The following is a 17623-nucleotide window of genomic DNA, read 5'->3' as shown; positions in this document are numbered from 1 at the left end:
CCTCACACTACCGCCGGGGTTGCCAGCTGTTGCGGGTTGAGTGATCGGTAGTTGTCAGTGATGTGCTGTAGGAACGAAGTCATGCATCTCGCGACGTGGGCTGAGCGCAACGGTGTTGCGCGGGTGAGCGCGTGGGCCACGGCCGAACAGAGCCCGGTCGATAAGGTGGTGACGGAGGTCGGTTCGGCGTTGAACGGGCATCCCCGCAAGTTCCTTGCGCTGCTGGGTGATCCGGCGGTGACGCGGATTGTGGTGGAGCACCGTGATCGGTTCTGCCGATTCGATGCCGAGTACGGGCAAGCCGCGCTGGCAGTGCAAGGACGGGAACTGGTCGTCGTCGACACCGCTGGGGTCGATGACGACGTAGTGCGGGACATGACTGCGATCCTGACCTTGATGTGCGCTCGCTTGTACGGCAACGCGCTGCTGCCAACCGTGCCCGGCGTGCGATCGCCGCCACTGCCGATGACGCAGAGCATCAGGTGGCGTGATGGCCAGGTTTGAGGTCCCCGAAGGTTTCACGGTTCAGGCGTTCAAGTTCACCCTGGACCCGACCGACGAGCAAGCTCGCGCGTTGGCACGGCATTTCGGTGCCCGGCGTAAGGCATTCAACTGGACCGTGGCCGCGCTGAAGGCCGATCACGTGGCGTGGAAGCAGACGGGTATCGAGACGGTGAAGCCGTCGTTTCGGGTGATGCGGGACCGCTGGAACCGGGTCAAGAACGAGGTGTGCGTCAACCGCGAGACCGGGCAGGTGTGGTGGCCGGAATGCTCGAAAGAAGCCTATGGCGACGGCGTCCGGGGTGCGGTGGAGGCGTACTGGAATTGGCAGCAGTCCCGCTCCGGTGACCGTGGCGGTAAACGGATGGGTTTGCCCCGCTTCAAGAAGAAGGGCCGCGACGCGGACCGGGTGTGTTTCACCACCGGTGCGATGCGCGTCGAACCGGACCGCCGCCATCTCACTTTGCCGGTGATCGGCACCGTGCGCACCCATGAGAACACCCGCCGTGTTCAACGGTTGATCGCCAAGGACCGGGCGCGCGTGTTGGCGATCAGTGTGCGCCGCAACGGCACCCGGTTGGATGCGTCCGTGCGGGTTGTGGTGCAGCGCCCTCAGCAGCCTCGCGTGGCGAGGCCGGACTCGAGGGTCGGTGTTGACGTCGGAGTCCGACGCTTGGCCACCGTCGCCACAACCGACGGGCGCGTGATTGAGCGGGTAGCCAATCCACGCGCACTCGATACCGCGCTACGGGAACTGCGTCACGTTTCGCGTGCTCGCTCCCGTTGTCTGAAAGGCTCCCGGCGGTACCGGGAGCGCACCACCGAGCTATCCCGGCTACATCGCCGGGTCAACGATGTCCGCACTCATCATTTGCACGTCCTGACCACACGATTGGCTCAAACTCACGGCCGCATCGTGGTGGAAGGTTTGGACGCCGCCAGCATGCTGCGGCAGAAAGGGCTGCCCGGTGCCCGCGCCAGACGGCGCGGGCTCGCCGATGCCGCCTTGGGCGCCCCGCGCCGGCGCCTGTCTTACAAGACAGGCTGGTATGGATCGCAGCTGGTGATCGCTGACCGCTGGTTCCCGTCCTCAAAAACCTGCCATGCCTGCGGGTATGTGCAAGACATCGGCTGGGACGAGCACTGGCATTGCGACTGTTGCTCAGCATCGCACCAGCGTGATGACAACGCCGCGATAAACCTCGCACGCTACGAGGAACCCGTTAGCGTCGTCGGCCCAGTTGGGGCCGCCGTCAAGCGTGGAGCCGACCGTAAGACCCGGCCTGGCCGGGCTGGTGGCCGTGAAGCGCGGAAGGGACGCAGCCGCACGGCTGCCGAACAACCCCGAGACGGGGTGCAAGTCGCGTGACCACTAAAGATCACCCACTTGCAACGGCCAGAATGGCTGCCATGACATCATCTGAAGGCGCCGCGCCCCCCGACCCGAGCTCACCAGACCCCTACCTCTGGCTCGAGGACGTCACCGGCGACGACGCGCTGGCCTGGGTGCGCGCGCGCAACGAGCCCACCCTGGCCGAGTTCTGCGACGCGGAGTTCGAGCGGATGCGCGGCGAGGCCCTCGAGGTGCTCGACACCGATGCCCGCATCCCGTATGTGGTCCGCCGCGGCGAACACCTCTACAACTTCTGGCGCGACGCCACCAACCCGCGCGGGCTGTGGCGCCGCACCACGCTGGACAGCTACCGCACCTCTTCGCCGGAGTGGGACGTGCTCATCGACGTCGACGAGCTGGGCCGCACCGACGACACGAAATGGGTGTGGGCGGGCGCGGGTGTCATCGAACCCGACCACACCCGGGCGCTGATCGGCCTGTCCCGCGGCGGCTCGGACGCGTCGGTCGTGCGCGAATTCGACATGATCACACGCGAATTCGTCCCCGGCGGGTTCGAACTGCCCGAGGCCAAGTCGCAGGTCGCCTGGGCCGACATGGACACCGTGCTGGTCGGCACCGACTTCGGTGCCGACTCGCTCACCGAGTCCGGCTACCCGCGCGTGATCAAGCGATGGCGGCGCGGCACCCCGCTGGCCGAGGCGCAGACCGTCTTCGAGGGCGCCCGCGACGACGTGCGGGTCTCGGCCTCGGTGGATCGGACCCCGGGCTTCGAGCGCACCTTCCTGGGCCGGGCGCTCGACTTCTGGAACGAAGAGGTCTACGAGCTGCGCGGCCCGGAGCTGATCCGCATCGACGCGCCCACAGACGCGGGCCTGTCGATGCACTGCGAGTGGATCCTCATCGAGCTGCGCACGGACTGGTACCTCGGCGACGCGACGTACGCCGCGGGATCGCTGCTGGCCGCCGACTACGACGAATTCCTCGCGGGCACAGCGGAATTACACGTGGTGTTCGAGCCCGACGAGCACACCGCCCTGAACCACTACGCGTGGACGAAGGACCGCCTGCTGATGGTCACGCTGGCCGACGTGGCCAGCCGGGTGGAGATCGTCACCCCACCCTCGCCGTCACGGGGCGAGTGGCACCGCGAGCCGGTCGCGGGCATTCCGGCGGCGACCAACACCGTCGTCGTCGCGGCCGACGACAAGGGCGACGAGTTCTTCCTCGACTCCAGCGGATTCCTCGCGCCGTCGCGCCTGATGCGGGGCACCGGCGAGGGCCCGCTCGACCCTATCAAGTCGGCCCCGGCGTTCTTCGACGCCGAAAACCTGTCCGTGTCACAGCATTTCGTTGCGTCACAGGACGGCACCTCGATCCCGTACTTCGTCGTGCGGCGCAGCGGTGCCGACGGACCCGGTCCCACGCTGCTGAGCGGCTACGGCGGATTCGAAACCGCCAACACGCCGGCCTACAGCGGCGTGCTCGGCCGGCTGTGGCTGGCCCACGGGGGCAGCTACGTGTTGGCCAACATCCGCGGCGGCGGGGAGTACGGGCCCGGCTGGCACACCCAGGCGATGCGCGAGAACCGGCACAAGGTCGCCGAGGACTTCGCCGCGGTGGCGGCCGATCTGGTGGATCGCGGGATCACGACGGTCGGACAGCTGGGCGCCCGGGGCGGCAGCAACGGCGGGCTGCTGATGGGCATCATGCTGACCCAATACCCGGAGCGGTTCGGCGCGCTGGTCTGCGACGTGCCGCTGCTGGACATGAAGCGCTACCACCTGCTGCTGGCCGGGGCGTCATGGATGGCCGAATACGGCGACCCGGACAACCCCGAGGATTGGGCGTTCATCTCCGAATACTCCCCATACCAGAACATTTCGCAGGCCCGCGACTACCCGCCGGTGCTGATGACCACGTCCACCCGCGACGATCGGGTGCATCCGGGCCACGCCCGCAAGATGACGGCCGCCCTGCAGGCCGCGGGCCACCGGGTCTGGTACTACGAGAACATCGAGGGCGGGCATGCCGGCGCCGCCGACAACGAACAGGTCGCGTTCAAATCGGCGCTCAGCTTCTCGTTCCTGTGGCGCACGCTGTCGGCGGGACTAAGATCTAAGATGATCTAACTGATTTTGTTCGAGGAAGGCGTGCATCATGCGAGCACTGAGGTTCATCGGCGTGGCGACGTTGACGGCCGTCGCTCCCATCGCGATCCTCCTGGGAAGTGGCCCGGCGCACGCCGATACCGACCTCGGGAAGCCATGCGCACCGGAGGGCGCGAAAGTGTGGGGCAATCCCGGCCCGATCTACTGCGAGCGCCAGGCGGACGGGCAGACGCAATGGGTGTCCATTCCCGTCTCGGCGATGTGCGTGGCCTTCTGCGTCAACCATCCCTGAGCCGGGTGGTGCCGACCCGCTTCGCCCGGCGCAAGCGCCGCGCTCGCGATCGCCACTAGACGTCTAGCTCCTCGCGCCGGTTCCGGCGACCGATCATCCAGGCGACAACGACGACCGCCATCGCGAGCCCCCCGTACCTCAGCGCCGACGGCCACCAGGGTTCGGCGTGTTGGGCGGGTGCCTTGAGAGCGGCCAGCGCCACCAGGTAGCTGCCGTTGTCGGTCGGCCCGGCGCCCGGTAGCGACTGGGTCCTGGTCACCCTGATCTGGGCCGGGCTGCTGGGATCGTTCACCTGACCCCAGGCCAGGGTCGAGTCGTCGAGCAGGAAGGTGTCCTGGCTGCCCACGGGCTGGCCGGCGTCGTGGCCCAGCACCACCACCTGGCCGACCGCCACGGTCTGGTTGGCCGCGACGACATCGGCGGCGACGTTTTGGTACACCTCCGGGGGCGCCGGCGGCGTGTAGCTCGACGGCGCTGGGGCGCTCGACCCCGCCGGCGGTATCCAGGCCCCGCCGTAGAAGCTGCCCGACACGACATGGCTGTAGCCGACCGCGGTGAACGGGACCACGCCGGCCGTGGCGGCGTCGAGCACGATCCGGCCCCCGGCCGGCACGAACGCCTCCCGATAGGCGCCGTCGTAGAAGTAGCGGAAGGTCATCGCCTCGCTGAGCGGATTGAACAGGGCCGGGCGGTGGTCGTCGTCGTAGTCGACGTAGTCCCAGTGCCGGGGGCGCACCAGCTCCTGGTTGTCGGCCTTGATCAGGTCGACGTTGCCGCTGCGGGCGTCGACCACGTTCTGCACCTGGCGATTGAAGTCGTACACCTGGCTCGGCGGCTCCAGGGGGCTGGCGGGGTTGATGCGCGTCGCCGGTGCGGCCTTGGCGTCCGTGACCGCGTTCGGTGGCGCGTCCAGGCCCTTCGGCGGCGCCACCACCGGGGCGTTGCCCGCCGCCCCGGGTGGCAGTTTCGGGGTCTGCGGCGGAACCGGGGTGGGGGTCGAGGGGCTCGGCGGAACGGCGCGCGGCGGCGGTTGCACCGGCGGCACGGGCTCCACGGGAAGCGGTTCCGGCGTCCACACCGGCACCGCGCTCAGCGGCGGTTGGGCGGGCCGGGCCGGCGCGGCGTTGTAGCACACGTTCGCGGTGTGGTACTCCTCCACGTAAGCCAGGCAGTTCTGGCAGGACGCGGGGTTTGACCCGTCGCCGGCGCACGGAGCCGCTTGTGCCACACCGGGTGTGGTGGCCGGCACGGTCAACGGCGCCAGCGCCAACGCGACGGCCGCAGCCGTCGCGATCACCTTGCCCATTGCTCCCTGGCCGATCAACCTGGGCTGCCGGTTACGTTCGAACGCCGCCCCGCCCACTGGCAGACCTTCCCACCCCCACCTGGTTGGACATGCTAGCGGCCCCGGCTGTGGGGGCGGTTCGGGGCGGCGCGCCCCGGCCGGCCATAGGATCGTCGCGTGGCGGCCACCGAACGCATCGAACTCACCCTGCTGGCGACCGGTTTGATCTTCATCGTGGTGGGGGCCGCGCAGGCGCGCTACCGATTCATCAAGGAACGCCGTCCCGCTCGCCGGTTCTACTGGGCCACCTCGATCATCGGCATCGTCTCGTTCGCGGCCGGGGTGGGCAAATTCTGGCCCAACGCCGTCGTCGTGGCGGTCATCTTTTCCGCGGTCGTCGCCTTCTCGGCCTACCTGACGACGCCGTACCTGAAGATCGGCGGGCGAATCTATGCGTCGTCGCCGGAAAACCGCCAGCCCGACCCCTAGGAAGCCATGCCCGAGTTCGAAACCCTGCTATACCGGACGGCCGGCCCGGTCGCCACCATCACGCTGAACCGCCCCGAGCACCTCAACACGATCGTCCCGCCCATGCCCGACGAGATCGAGGCGGCGATCGGGCTGGCCGAACGCGACCACGAGATCAAGGTCATCGTGCTGCGCGGCGCCGGCCGCGCGTTCTCCGGCGGCTACGACTTCGGCGGCGGCTTCCAGCACTGGGGCGACGCGATGATGACCGACGGCCAGTGGGACCCCGGCAAGGACTTCGCCATGGTCACCGCGCGCGAGACCGGGCCGACGCAGAAGTTCATGGCCATCTGGCGCGCATCCAAACCGGTGATCGCGCAGGTGCACGGCTGGTGCGTCGGCGGGGCCAGCGACTACGCGCTGTGCGCCGACATCGTGATCGCCAGCGACGACGCGGTGATCGGCACCCCGTACAGCCGGATGTGGGGCGCGTATCTGACCGGCATGTGGCTCTACCGGCTTAGCCTGGCCAAGGCCAAGTGGCACTCGCTGACCGGCAGGCCGCTGACCGGCGTCCAGGCCGCCGAGGTCGAGCTGATCAACGAGGCGGTGCCGTTCGAGCGGCTCGAGGCGCGCGTCGCCGAGGTCGCCGCCGAGCTGGCGCGAATCCCGTTGTCGCAGCTGCGGGCGCAGAAGCTGGTCGTCAACCAGGCCTACGAGAACATGGGCCTGGCCTCCACGCAGATGCTGGGCGGCATCCTCGACGGCCTGATGCGCAACACCCCCGACGCGCTCGACTTCATCAACACCGCCCAGACCCAGGGCGTGCGCGCCGCGGTCGAGCGCCGCGACGGCCCGTTCGGCGATTACAGCCAGGCCCCACCGGAGCTGCGACCGGATCCCCGCCACGTCATCGTGCCTGATCGCGATGGATAGTGAGATGGACTACGAATATGCCCCAGGCACCCCACCGCGGCCGGAGAAAGTGCTACCGTAACGACTATGTCTCGGCTGAGTACTGCCCTGCGCGCAGGCGTTGTTTTTGTTGCTTTCCTGGTAGCCATGAGCATTGCGGCTGCGACCTTCCCGAAGACGGCCGCGGCCGATTCCACGGAGGACTTCCCGGTCCCACGCCGGCAGATCGAGACCACCTGCGACGCCGAGCAGTACCTGGCGGCCGTCCGGGACACCAGCCCGGTGTACTACCAGCGGTACATGATCGACTTCAACAACCACGCCAACCTTCAGCAGGCGACGATCGATAAGGCGCACTGGTTTTACTCGCTGTCGCCCGCGGACCGCCGGACTTATTCCGAAAACTTCTACAACGGCGATCCGCTGACCTTCGCCTGGGTCAACCACATGAAGATCTTCTTCAACAACAAGGGCGTCGTCGCCAAGGCCACCGACGTGTGCAACCAATACCCACCCGGCGACATGTCGGTATGGAACTGGTCCTAGATCCACTCTGGTCTTTATTCACGCGCCGGTTTAAACTCGGCGACTGTCGGGAATCGTTTATTTCCCCGCTTTTGGGGACAAATCAATAGTTCTTGACTGGTATTCCGTGCAATTGGGGACGCCGGTCCGCTCGACCACCTTTTACAGGATTGACATCATGCGCATGCCGGGATGCTGCGACCCCTTGGGGACGCGATGAGCGCGGTTGACCCCCAGTCGGACGCGCTGGCGACGCTGGACTGGCAGGAGATCGCGTGCCAATCCGAGGGCGGCTGCACCAACCGCGCAACGCACATCGTGTACCGGCACGCCGTGGATCAATGCAACCGGCCCAACCTCGACCCGTCCGGCAACGTCGTCGAGATCCTGTGCATCGGTTGCCTGCGCCGGCTCAAGACCCAGGTGCTGGCGCAGGTCGACCGGATCAACCGCTGCCCGGGCGGCTACTGCCTGACGTGCGGGGCGCCGGTGCACAAGCTCTCCGACGTCATGCGCAAGATGGTGCAGCTGCGCACCTACGCCTGAACCTGAGCCCGCTTCGGTAGTGCGAAATGCCTTCGGGCGTAGCGGAATCCCCTCATAGCCCCACGTAAGGTCAGCGCGGTTGTACCACTCCGCCCGCCGGGGCCCCGTCGACGTCGTGCAGGATCAGCTCGCGCACGGCGGGACGCGGCCCGTACGGCCGCAGCATGGTGCTGGCCGGCCGTGGCCGCACGTGCTGCGGCCACCAGAACCAGCGCCCCAGCAGGGTGGCCAGCGACGGCGTCATGAACGACCGCACGATCAAGGTGTCGAACAACAAACCCAGCGCGATCGTCGTACCCACCTGGGCCATCACCAGCAGCGGGCTGAACATGAACGTGGCCATGGTCGCGGCGAACACCAGACCGGCGGAGGTCACCACCGAGCCCGAACCGGCCATCGCGCGGATCGTCCCCGTCTTGAGCCCGGCGTGAATTTCCTCTTTGAACCGCGATATCAGCAGCAGGTTGTAGTCCGAGCCGACCGCCAGCAGCATGATGATCGCCATCGCCAGCACCATCCAGTGCAACTTCATGCCCAGGATGTACTGCCATAGGAGCACGGAGAGTCCGAACGAGGCGCCCAGTGACAGCAACACCGTACCGACGATCACAACGGCCGCCACGACGCTTCGGGTGATCACCAGCATGATGATGAAAATCAGTGTGGCGGCGGCAATTGCGGCGATCAGCAGGTCGATGTCAGAGCCGTCGTGCATGTCCTTGTACGTCGCGGCGGTACCGCCGAGGTAGACCTTGGAGCCCTCCCAGGGCGTGCCCTTGATCGCCTCGTGCACGGCCTGCTTGATCGGTTCGATGTGGCGGATGCCTTCGGGACTCGCCGGGTCGCCTTCATGGGAGATGATCAACCGGACGGCGTGCCCATCCGGCGAGATGAAGTTCTTCAGACCCCGCGCGAAATCCGGGCTCTTGAACGCCTCCGGCGGAAGGTAGAACGTGTCGTCGTTCTTGGCCTTGTCGAAGGCATCGCCTTGGGCGGTGGCGTTGTCGGACTGCGCTTTCGCCTGTTCGTTGAGACCCGTCGTGGTCGCGTAGTTCGACATGACGGTGTCGAGGTTGCGCTGCTGGCTCTCGATCTGCGGCGGTATCAGCGCCACCAGCTTCGGCTGGATCTGATCCAGCTTGTCCAGGTTCGCGCTGAGGTTCACGATGTTCTGCGCCACCTGGTCGATGCCATCGAGCGCGTTGAAGATCGACCGGATCGCCCAGCAGGCCGGAATGTCGTAGCAGTGCCGCTCCCAGTAGAAGTAACTACGAATTGGCCGGAAGAAGTCGTCGAAGTTGGCGATGTCGTCCCGCAACGACTCGGTGATCTGCACGGTTTCCTTGGTGAGCCTGGTGGTTTCGTGCGTCGTGTTGCTCAGGTCCTGGGTCACCTGCATCTGCTCATGCAGCGTTGCCATGGTCTTCTTCAGCTCGTCGGCCTGCTTGAGCAGGTTTGCCGCCTGCTCTTCCTGATAGTGCTGGGTCTGGATCCGCCCTGCGGCCTGTGCACCCATCTGAAAACCGAGGGTGCTGTGGTCGAGCGGCGTGCCCAACGGTCGGGTGATGGTCTGCACCCGTCCGATACCGGGGATGTGGAAGACCGCCTTGGCCACCTTGTCCAGGATCAGGAAATCGGCCGGGTTACGCAGGTCGTGATCGGTCTGGATCATCAACAGCTCGGGATTGAGCCGAGCCTGGTCGAAGTGCTTGTCCGCGACGGCATAACCGACGTTGGCCGGGGTGTCTCCCGGCAGGAAGTGGCGGTTGTCGTAGTCCGTCTTGTAACCGGGCAGGGCGAGCAGTCCGACCAACGCGATCCCGATGGTCACCGCGAGAACCGGTGCGGGCCAGCGGACGACCGCGGTGCCGATGCGACGCCAGCCCCGGGTCTGCAGCTTGCGCTTCGGATCCATGAGCTTGAAGAACGAAGCCACGGTCAGCACTGCGGGGCCTAGGGTCAACGCCGCGAGCACCGCCACCAACATGCCGATGGCGCACGGTGCGCCCAATGACTGGAAATACGGCAATCGGCAGAAGCTCATGCAGTACATCGCGCCGGCGATGGTCAGGCCCGACCCGAGCACGACATGCGCGGTGCTATGGAACATGGTGTAGAAGGCTTGTTCGCGGCTCTCGCCCAGGCCGCGGGCCTCGTGGTAGCGGCCGACCACGAAAATCGCGTAGTCCGTTCCGGCGGCGATCGCCATCAACACCAACAAGTTGTTGGCGAACGTGGAGAGTCCGATGATCTCGTTGTTGGCCAGCAAGGCAACGACGCCTCGAGCCGCGGCCAACTCGATGAACACCATCGCCAGCATGATCAGCATGGTGGTGACCGAGCGGTAGACGAACAGCAGCATCACCACGATCACCACAAACGTGATAAGCGTGACGAGCGCGACGCCCTTCTCGCCCGCGTGGGACTGGTCGGCGAACAGCGGACCCGGGCCGGTGACGTACGCCTTGATTCCCGGCGGCGCGGGCACCGAGTCCACGATCTTGCGCAGCGCCAGGGCAGACTCGCTGGCCAGCCCGCCACCCATGTTGCCGGCGAGGTAGACCTGCACGTACGCGGCCTTCTGGTCGTGGCTCTGGGAACCGGCCGCCGTCAGCGGATCACTCCAAAAATCCTGGACGTGCTGAACGTGTTGCTTGTCTTGCTCGACGCGCCTGACGATCTCGTCGTAATAGGCGTGGGCTTCCGCCCCGAGCGGCTTGTCACCCTCCAGCAAGATCATGGCCGAGTTGTCCGAGTTGAACTCTTTGAACGTCGATCCGACCTTCATCGTCGACTGAAAGGATGCCGCGTCGGTCGGACTCATCGACACCGAGTGCGTCTTGGAGACGACCTCCAGCTGCGGAGCCGCAGTGTTGGTGATGAAGACGATGCCCAACCACACCAGGACGATCGGCAGGGCGAGCCGGTGGATCATCCGCGGCAGGAACGGCGGAATCAGCGGCTGGTCGACGCGAGGCGGAACCACGCCCGGCTCGCTCATGCGGACTTGTCCAGGCAGTAGACGAAGGGATTCACGTTTTCGTTGGCATCCGAGCGATTCGGAGCCTTGATGACGTCACCGTGCCCGTCGTGGTTGTTCACGACGAACTGGCAGGCGATCCAACTGCCGTCGCCTTGCGCCACCAGGTTTGCCGGGATGCCGGGCTTTGTTGAACTCAATATTTTGCTCCAAGGCAAGGGCACGTTGAGGGCCTGCTGCGGATGGGAGTTTTCGTCGAGGTAGTTGATGGTTGCCGTGCTGCCCGGTGAGCCCCACACCTCGAGCGTGATCGTCTTGGCGTTGAACTCGTCGAGGACCTCGCCCGAGGTGCCACCACCGAACGAACCCTTGTGAACGCCGAAGACGCCGTGCAACCGGAACACCACGAAGCCCGACACCGCGACCACGGCCATGATCGTGAGCACCAGCCAGAAACGGCTCAACAACCCCTTCTTCTGGGCGCGCTGCGGGGCGACCTTGTTGCCCTCGCCACCGGCGGCGGAGCCCTGCTTCATCAGCGGCTCCGTCCTCGGCTCAGGCGCCGAGCGGTCGGACAGCTCGGCATCGTTCGCACCGGTTGCAGTTCGCCAAGCCATGGCGCTCATGCCTCCCTGTCTTGTCGTGGGGACTCGGTGACGAGGCCGATGCACGTTGCCGTGAGCACCCGGGTGAGGGCCGACGGGAATTCGATGTTCCACTCGGGCACCAGCACCTCCGGCTCGTCGGCGTAGGCGGTGGTGAGCCGCTCCGGCGGATTGGCGATGTGCCAGAAGGCGGCCGCCAGCGAGTAGGCGGCGATCAGGATGTCGAAGGAACCGGACCGGCCGAGCTTCGGCAGCGCGCGCTCGATCGCGTCGGCCAGCGCGACGGCGGCGGCGGAAATGGTGCGCCTGATGTCGACGACCCGCTCGACCTCCACCTCGTGCTCGAGGTGCAGGTGCAGGTTGGCGAGCAGGTCGCAGAACAGCGGGTCGGCCCCCAGCCCGTTGGCCAGGGTCTCGGCGACCCGCTCGGGCGACATCGGACCGGGCTCGCCGAGCTGCTCGCACACCGTGGTCGACCAGCGCACCCAGCCTTCGGCGGCGAGGTGCAGCAGGACCTCCTTGTGCGAGGTGAAGTAGCGGCGCACCGCGGAATAGTGGATTCCGGCGCGACCGGCGACGGCGGTCAGGGTGACCGACGCGACGCCCGTCTCGAGCGCCAGTGACCGCGCGGCTTCGACGAGTGCCGCCGCACGCTGGCGCTTGTTCTCCTCCGTGCGGGCGCGCTGAAAGGTCAGTTGCGCCATCGGGCGAGGATAACGCACATTACGTGATTTGTATAACGCACGCCATGTGATTTGTCCTAGGTCACAGCTCGCAGTCGATTCCGGTTACGCACGTGATATGCGTTACACTCCAGGGCGCGAGGGGAAGGAGTCAACGGTCCCGGACCGGGCGACAATTCGGCCGTGATTTACTTAGGTAAGCCTTGGCTGTTCTCACCGGGATCGGCGGACGGGCGCAGCGCGGCGATCCGTAGTTGACCACGTTCGGCGGCGACGGACCGCACGCAGAACTACCGACCGCTGAAAGGGATTCCAATTTTCAAGGTGCTGTCCCGGACGTGGATTCCACTGGTCATCGTCGCGGTCGTGATGGTCGGTGGCTTCATCGTGTATCGGGTCCACGGCTACTTCGGCTCGGAAAAGCGTGAATCGTATGCCGACAGCAACCTGCAGAATCCCAAGCCGTTCAACCCGAAACGGATTGTCTACGAGGTGTTCGGGCCGCCCGGAACGCGCGCCGACATCAGCTATTTCGACGTGAACGCCGACCCGCAGCGCATCGACGGGGCGCCGCTGCCGTGGACGCTGCGCGTCACCACCGACAAGGCGGCCATGATGGGAAACCTCACGGCGCGGGGCGATAGCGACAGCATCGGCTGCCGCATCACGGTGGACGACGTGGTCAAGGCCGAGCGATTCTCCAACGGGGTCCACGCCTTCACCTTCTGCGTGGTGAAGTCCGCGTGACCACCCGATTCGCCGGATTCGCCGCCGACACCCACGCCGAGCGGCCGCGCATCGCGCGGACGATCCACACCCTCGCGGTGCCGATCATCCTGTTCTGGGTGGGCGTCGCCGTCGTCCTGAGCCTGTTCGTGCCGGCGCTGGAAGTGGTCGGGCAGGAGCGGTCGGTCTCGCTAAGCCCAAAGGACGCACCGTCTTTCGTCGCGATGAAACAGATCGGCCACGCGTTCAACGAAGGCGAGACCGACAGCTCGGCGATGATCGTGCTGGAGGGCAGCCAGCCCCTCGGCGACGACGCCCACCGGTACTACGACACCATCATCCGCAAGTTGCGCGACGACAAGGCGCACGTGCTGAGCATCCAGGACTTCTGGGGCGATCCGCTCACGGCGGCGGGCGCGCAGAGCAACGACGGCAAGGCCGTGACCGTGCAGGTCAATCTCGCCGGTAATCAGGGCGAGCCGCTGGCCAACGAATCCGTCGAATCCGTGCGCAAGATCGTGAACAGCGTGCCCGCGCCGCCCGGGGTCAAGGCGTACGTCACCGGCGTCTCGGCGATGGCCGCGGATCTGCACCACAGCGGCGACAAGTCCATGGTCAGGATCACGCTGACGACGGTCGCGGTGATTTTGATCGTGTTGCTGTTCGTCTACCGGTCGATCCTCACCGTGATCCTGTTGCTGGTCACGGTGGGCTTCGAATTGACCTCTGCGCGCGGGGCCGTCGCGGTGATGGGGCACTTCGGGCTCATCGGGCTTTCCACCTTCGCCGTCAGCCTGCTCACTTCGCTGGCGATCGCGGCCGGGACGGACTACGGCATCTTCATCGTCGGCCGCTATCAGGAGGCCCGCCATGCCGGCGAAGACCGGGAATCGGCCTTCTACACCATGTACCGCGGGACGGCCCACGTCATCCTGGGCTCCGGCCTGACCATCGCGGGGGCGATGTTCTGCCTCAGCTTCGCGCGGATGCCGTATTTCCAGACCCTCGGCATTCCGTGTGCGGTGGGGATGCTGCTCGCGGTGCTCGTCGCGCTGACGCTGGGCCCCGCGATCCTCACCGTCGGCAGCCGGTTCGGCGTCTTCGACCCCAAGCGCAAGCTCGGGGTGCGGGGCTGGCGCCGGGTCGGCACCGCGGTGGTCCGCTGGCCGCTGCCCATCCTCGCCGTCACATTCGCCGTCGCCCTCATCGGTCTGCTGACCCTGCCCGGCTACCGCGCCAACTACAACGACCGCGAGTACCTGCCCAGCACCATCCCCGCCAACGCGGGCCTGACGGCCGCGGATCGCCACTTCTCCCAGGCCCGGATGAAGCCGGAAATCTTGATGATCCAGGCGAACCACGACATGCGTAACCCGACCGACTTCCTGGTCCTGGATAGGTTGGCCAAGGGCATCTTTCGGGTCCCGGGGATCTCCCGCGTCCAGGCCATCACCCGGCCCGACGGGACGACGATGGACCACACGTCGATTCCGTTCCAGATGAGCATGCAGAACGCCGCTCAGACGCAGACCATGAAATACCAGCGCGATCAGATGGACAACATGGTCAAGCAGGCCGACGAGATGACCAAGACGATCGCCAACATGCAGCGGATGTACGACTTGATGACGCAGCTCGTCGGCACCACCCACCGCATGGTCGGCGACACCGAACAGATGCAGGAGATCACCAACGAGCTCCGGGACCGCATCTCGGACTTCGACGATTTCTGGCGGCCGATCCGCAGCTACTTCTATTGGGAGAGGCACTGTTTCGACATCCCGATCTGCTGGTCGATTCGCTCGATATTCGACGCGCTGGACGGCCTGGACCAGATCGACGAGAAACTCAACACGTTGGTCGGTGACATCAAGGACCTGGATCGGCTGATGCCGCAGATGGTCGCCCAGTTCCCGCCGATGATCCAGACCATGGTCAACATGCGGACCATGATGCTGGACATGCACAGCACCATGTCCGGGATCTTCGACCAGATGAACGAGATGAGCGACAACGCGACGGCGATGGGCCACGCCTTCGACGCCTCCAAGAACGACGACTCGTTCTATCTGCCACCAGAAGTGTTCAAGAACAAAGACTTTCAGCGCGCCATGAAGAACTTCCTGTCCCCCGACGGGCGCGCGGCGCGGATGATCATCCTGCATCGCGGCGATCCCGCGTCGGCCGAGGGCATCGCCAGCATCGACAAGATACGCACCGCGGCCGAGGAGTCGCTCAAGGGAACCCCGTTGGAGGACGCGAAGATCTACGTGGCCGGCACGGGGGCCGTCTTCAAGGACATCGCCGAGGGCGCCAAATGGGACCTGGTGATCGCCGGAGTCTCCTCCCTGTGCCTGATTTTCATCATCATGTTGATCCTGACCCGCGCGCTGGTCGCCGCCGCGGTAATCGTTGGCACGGTGGCGGTTTCGCTGGGCGCCTCGTTCGGGCTGTCGGTGCTCGTCTGGCAGCACATCCTCGGCATCGATCTGCACTGGATGGTTTTGGCGATGTCCGTGATCGTCTTGTTGGCCGTGGGCTCGGACTACAACCTGTTGTTGGTCTCCCGGTTCAAGCAGGAAATTCATGCCGGTCTGAACACGGGCATCATCCGGTCGATGGGCGGCACCGGCAAGGTGGTGACCAACGCGGGCCTGGTGTTCGCGTTCACGATGGCGTCCATGGTCGTCAGCGACGTGCGGATCGTCGGTCAGGTGGGCACCACGATCGGGCTGGGCCTGATGTTCGACACGCTGATCATCCGCGCGTTCATGACCCCGTCCATCGCCGCGCTGCTGGGCCGCTGGTTCTGGTGGCCGATGCGGGTGCGCTCCCGGCCGCTGCGGGTTCCGTCGCAGCCGGTGCAGCCCCATCCGCCGGACCGCTCCCTGGCCTACAGCGACTGATCCCGACCAGTCCCTAGCCGCATCAGCTCCGAATAACAGCCATGCCCACCATCGCGCTGATCGGATTCCTCGGCGGCCTGATCACCGGCGTCTCGCCGTGCATCCTGCCGGTGCTTCCGGTGGTGTTCTTCTCCGGGGCCGGCAGCACGCGCGACAGCAGCCCGGCGGCCCGGCCGTACCTGGTGATCGCCGGGCTGGTCTGCAGCTTCAGCGTGGTCACCCTGGCCGGCTCGGCCCTGCTGTCGGCGCTGCGCCTGCCGCAGGACGCGATCCGCTGGGCCGCGCTGGTGACGCTGACGCTCATCGGCCTCGGATTGATCTTCCCGCCGCTGGCGCACCTGATCGAGCGCCCGTTCGCCCGCATCCCGCTGCCCGCGCTCGGCTCGAATAGCCTGAGCCGAAACGGTTTTGGGCTGGGCCTGACGTTGGGCGCGCTGTACGTGCCGTGCGCCGGACCGGTGCTGGCGGCCATCGTCGTCGCGGGCGGCACCGCGTCCATCGGCCCGCCGGTGCTGCTGTTGACGGCGGCGTTCGCGATCGGCACCGCGCTGCCGCTGCTGGTTTTCGCGCTGGCCGGGCGGCGCCTGGCCGAGCGCGTCGCCGCATTCCGCCGCCGCCAACACGTGATCCGGGTCGCCGGCGGAATCACGATGATCGTGCTGGCCGTGGCGCTGGTCTTCAACCTGCCCGCCACGCTGCAGCGCGCCGTCCCCGACTACACCACCGCGATGCAGAAAGACATCGGCGCCAACGAGATTCGGCACCAGCTACGCGGCGCGGTGACGGGCCAACTGGCCGACTGCGTTGACGGCTCCAACCAACTGCAGCAGTGCGGCCCGGCACCCGCCATCACGGGGATCACCGAGTGGCTCAACACCCCGGGCGGCGCGCCGGTCGACCCGGCCTCGCTGCGCGGCAAGGTGGTCCTGATCGACTTCTGGGCGTACTCGTGCATCAACTGCCAGCGCGCCATCCCGCACGCGGTGGGTTGGTACGACCGGTATCGCGACGCCGGCCTGGTCGTCATCGGGGTGCACACGCCCGAGTACGCGTTCGAACGGGTTCCCGCCAACGTGGCCAGCGGCGCCGCCGCGCTGCACATCGCCTATCCCGTCGCGCTGGACAACGACTACGCGACCTGGAACGCCTACCAGAACCTGTATTGGCCGGCCGAGTACCTCATCGACGCCAACGGGACGATCCGCCACACCAAGTTCGGCGAGGGCGACTACGACACGACCGAAAAGCTGATCCGCGAATTGCTGACCGCCGCCAACCCGGACGTCAAATTGCCCGCCCCGACGAACGCGGTGGACGCCACCCCGCGGACCAGGCTCACGCCGGAGACCTACCTGGGCGCCGGCAAGGCCGTCAACTACGACGGCGCCGGCGAATACCGCGCGGGCACCGCCACGTTCGCCTACCCGACGAGGATGCCCGACGACCGGTTCGCGCTGCGCGGCCGCTGGACGCTGGACGACCAGGGCGCCACCGCCGACGGCGACGACGCCGGCATCCGGCTGAACTACACCGGCAAGAGCGTCTACGTGGTCGTCGGCGGCACCGGCACCATCAGCGTGACCCGGGGCGGCAAGACGACCACGACGCCGATCGACGGGCCGCCCACGCTGCACCAGATCGCCTCCGATGACACCGCGCACCGCGACCAGCTGGACATGCGGGTCGGCAAAGGCCTGCAGGTGTTTTCGTTCACATTCGGCTGAACCCG

The 17623-nt window shown here is 66.5% G+C and carries 14 protein-coding genes and 1 pseudogene; 11 read left to right on the top strand and 4 right to left on the bottom strand.

Going from position 1 to position 17623, the window contains the following annotated elements:
* Window positions 1-114: 114 nt before the first annotated feature.
* The 4 genes and pseudogenes from AC5Y7V_RS04770 to AC5Y7V_RS04755 form a co-directional block, all read left to right on the top strand.
* A pseudogene (locus tag AC5Y7V_RS04770) lies at window positions 115-491 on the top strand (IS607 family transposase); the annotation flags it as partial.
* Window positions 491-1870 carry an IS607 family element RNA-guided endonuclease TnpB gene (gene tnpB, locus AC5Y7V_RS04765; protein WP_499878864.1) on the top strand — a complete coding sequence of 460 codons (1380 nt, stop codon included), beginning with the start codon at window positions 491-493 and terminating at the stop codon, window positions 1868-1870. The pseudogene AC5Y7V_RS04770 and the gene tnpB, both read left to right, overlap by 1 nt.
* Before the next feature lie 41 nt (window positions 1871-1911).
* Complete coding sequence (locus AC5Y7V_RS04760) at window positions 1912-3984, top strand: prolyl oligopeptidase family serine peptidase (RefSeq protein WP_499878863.1); 2073 nt, start codon at window positions 1912-1914, stop codon at window positions 3982-3984.
* Window positions 3985-4012: 28 nt separating this feature from the next.
* Entirely contained in the window at window positions 4013-4255 is a 243-nt protein-coding gene (locus AC5Y7V_RS04755; protein ID WP_499878862.1) for a hypothetical protein, read from the top strand.
* A 55-nt stretch (window positions 4256-4310) separates the two neighbouring features.
* On the opposite strand, the gene AC5Y7V_RS04750 is transcribed toward AC5Y7V_RS04755, so the two are convergent.
* Window positions 4311-5561, bottom strand: coding sequence for a hypothetical protein (locus tag AC5Y7V_RS04750; protein WP_499878861.1), 1251 nt, complete (start codon window positions 5559-5561; stop codon window positions 4311-4313).
* 156 nt (window positions 5562-5717) lie between these two features.
* Here AC5Y7V_RS04750 and AC5Y7V_RS04745 point away from each other — a divergent pair, with 156 nt between their 5' ends.
* From AC5Y7V_RS04745 to AC5Y7V_RS04730, 4 genes are all read left to right on the top strand, one after another.
* Window positions 5718-6029, top strand: coding sequence for a hypothetical protein (locus AC5Y7V_RS04745; RefSeq protein ID WP_499878860.1), 312 nt, complete (start codon window positions 5718-5720; stop codon window positions 6027-6029).
* A 6-nt stretch (window positions 6030-6035) separates the two neighbouring features.
* Complete coding sequence (locus AC5Y7V_RS04740) at window positions 6036-6944, top strand: crotonase/enoyl-CoA hydratase family protein (protein WP_499878859.1); 909 nt, start codon at window positions 6036-6038, stop codon at window positions 6942-6944.
* Between the two features lie 66 nt (window positions 6945-7010).
* Entirely contained in the window at window positions 7011-7469 is a 459-nt protein-coding gene (locus AC5Y7V_RS04735; RefSeq protein WP_499878858.1) for a DUF5078 domain-containing protein, read from the top strand.
* Window positions 7470-7664: 195 nt separating this feature from the next.
* Window positions 7665-7994 (top strand): hypothetical protein, encoded by a 330-nt coding sequence (locus tag AC5Y7V_RS04730; RefSeq protein ID WP_499878857.1) that lies wholly within the window; start codon window positions 7665-7667, stop codon window positions 7992-7994.
* Window positions 7995-8064: 70 nt separating this feature from the next.
* On the opposite strand, the gene AC5Y7V_RS04725 is transcribed toward AC5Y7V_RS04730, so the two are convergent.
* The 3 genes from AC5Y7V_RS04725 to AC5Y7V_RS04715 all read right to left on the bottom strand — a co-directional run bounded on the left by AC5Y7V_RS04725 (window position 8065) and on the right by AC5Y7V_RS04715 (window position 12301).
* A complete protein-coding gene (locus AC5Y7V_RS04725) occupies window positions 8065-10995 on the bottom strand; it encodes an MMPL/RND family transporter (RefSeq protein WP_499878856.1) in 2931 nt (976 codons plus the stop codon).
* On the bottom strand, window positions 10992-11510 hold the full coding sequence (locus AC5Y7V_RS04720; protein ID WP_499878855.1) for an MmpS family transport accessory protein: 519 nt from the start codon (window positions 11508-11510) through the stop codon (window positions 10992-10994). The genes AC5Y7V_RS04725 and AC5Y7V_RS04720 overlap by 4 nt, the downstream gene beginning before the upstream one ends.
* 86 nt (window positions 11511-11596) lie before the next feature.
* On the bottom strand, window positions 11597-12301 hold the full coding sequence (locus AC5Y7V_RS04715; protein WP_499878854.1) for a TetR/AcrR family transcriptional regulator: 705 nt from the start codon (window positions 12299-12301) through the stop codon (window positions 11597-11599).
* A gap of 285 nt (window positions 12302-12586) precedes the next feature.
* Here AC5Y7V_RS04715 and AC5Y7V_RS04710 point away from each other — a divergent pair, with 285 nt between their 5' ends.
* From AC5Y7V_RS04710 to AC5Y7V_RS04700, 3 genes are read left to right on the top strand one after another with little or no spacing between them, the layout of a single operon-like run.
* Window positions 12587-13009, top strand: coding sequence for an MmpS family transport accessory protein (locus tag AC5Y7V_RS04710; protein ID WP_499878853.1), 423 nt, complete (start codon window positions 12587-12589; stop codon window positions 13007-13009).
* Complete coding sequence (locus AC5Y7V_RS04705; RefSeq protein WP_499878852.1) at window positions 13006-15894, top strand: MMPL/RND family transporter; 2889 nt, start codon at window positions 13006-13008, stop codon at window positions 15892-15894. The genes AC5Y7V_RS04710 and AC5Y7V_RS04705 overlap by 4 nt, the downstream gene beginning before the upstream one ends.
* 41 nt (window positions 15895-15935) lie before the next feature.
* Entirely contained in the window at window positions 15936-17618 is a 1683-nt protein-coding gene (locus tag AC5Y7V_RS04700; protein ID WP_499878851.1) for a cytochrome c biogenesis protein DipZ, read from the top strand.
* Window positions 17619-17623: the final 5 nt, after the last annotated feature.

Source organism: Mycobacterium sp. NGS34 (genome assembly GCF_059812845.1).
Note: the sequence above shows the minus strand (reverse complement) of the source record. Positions and strands in the feature narration are given on the sequence as shown.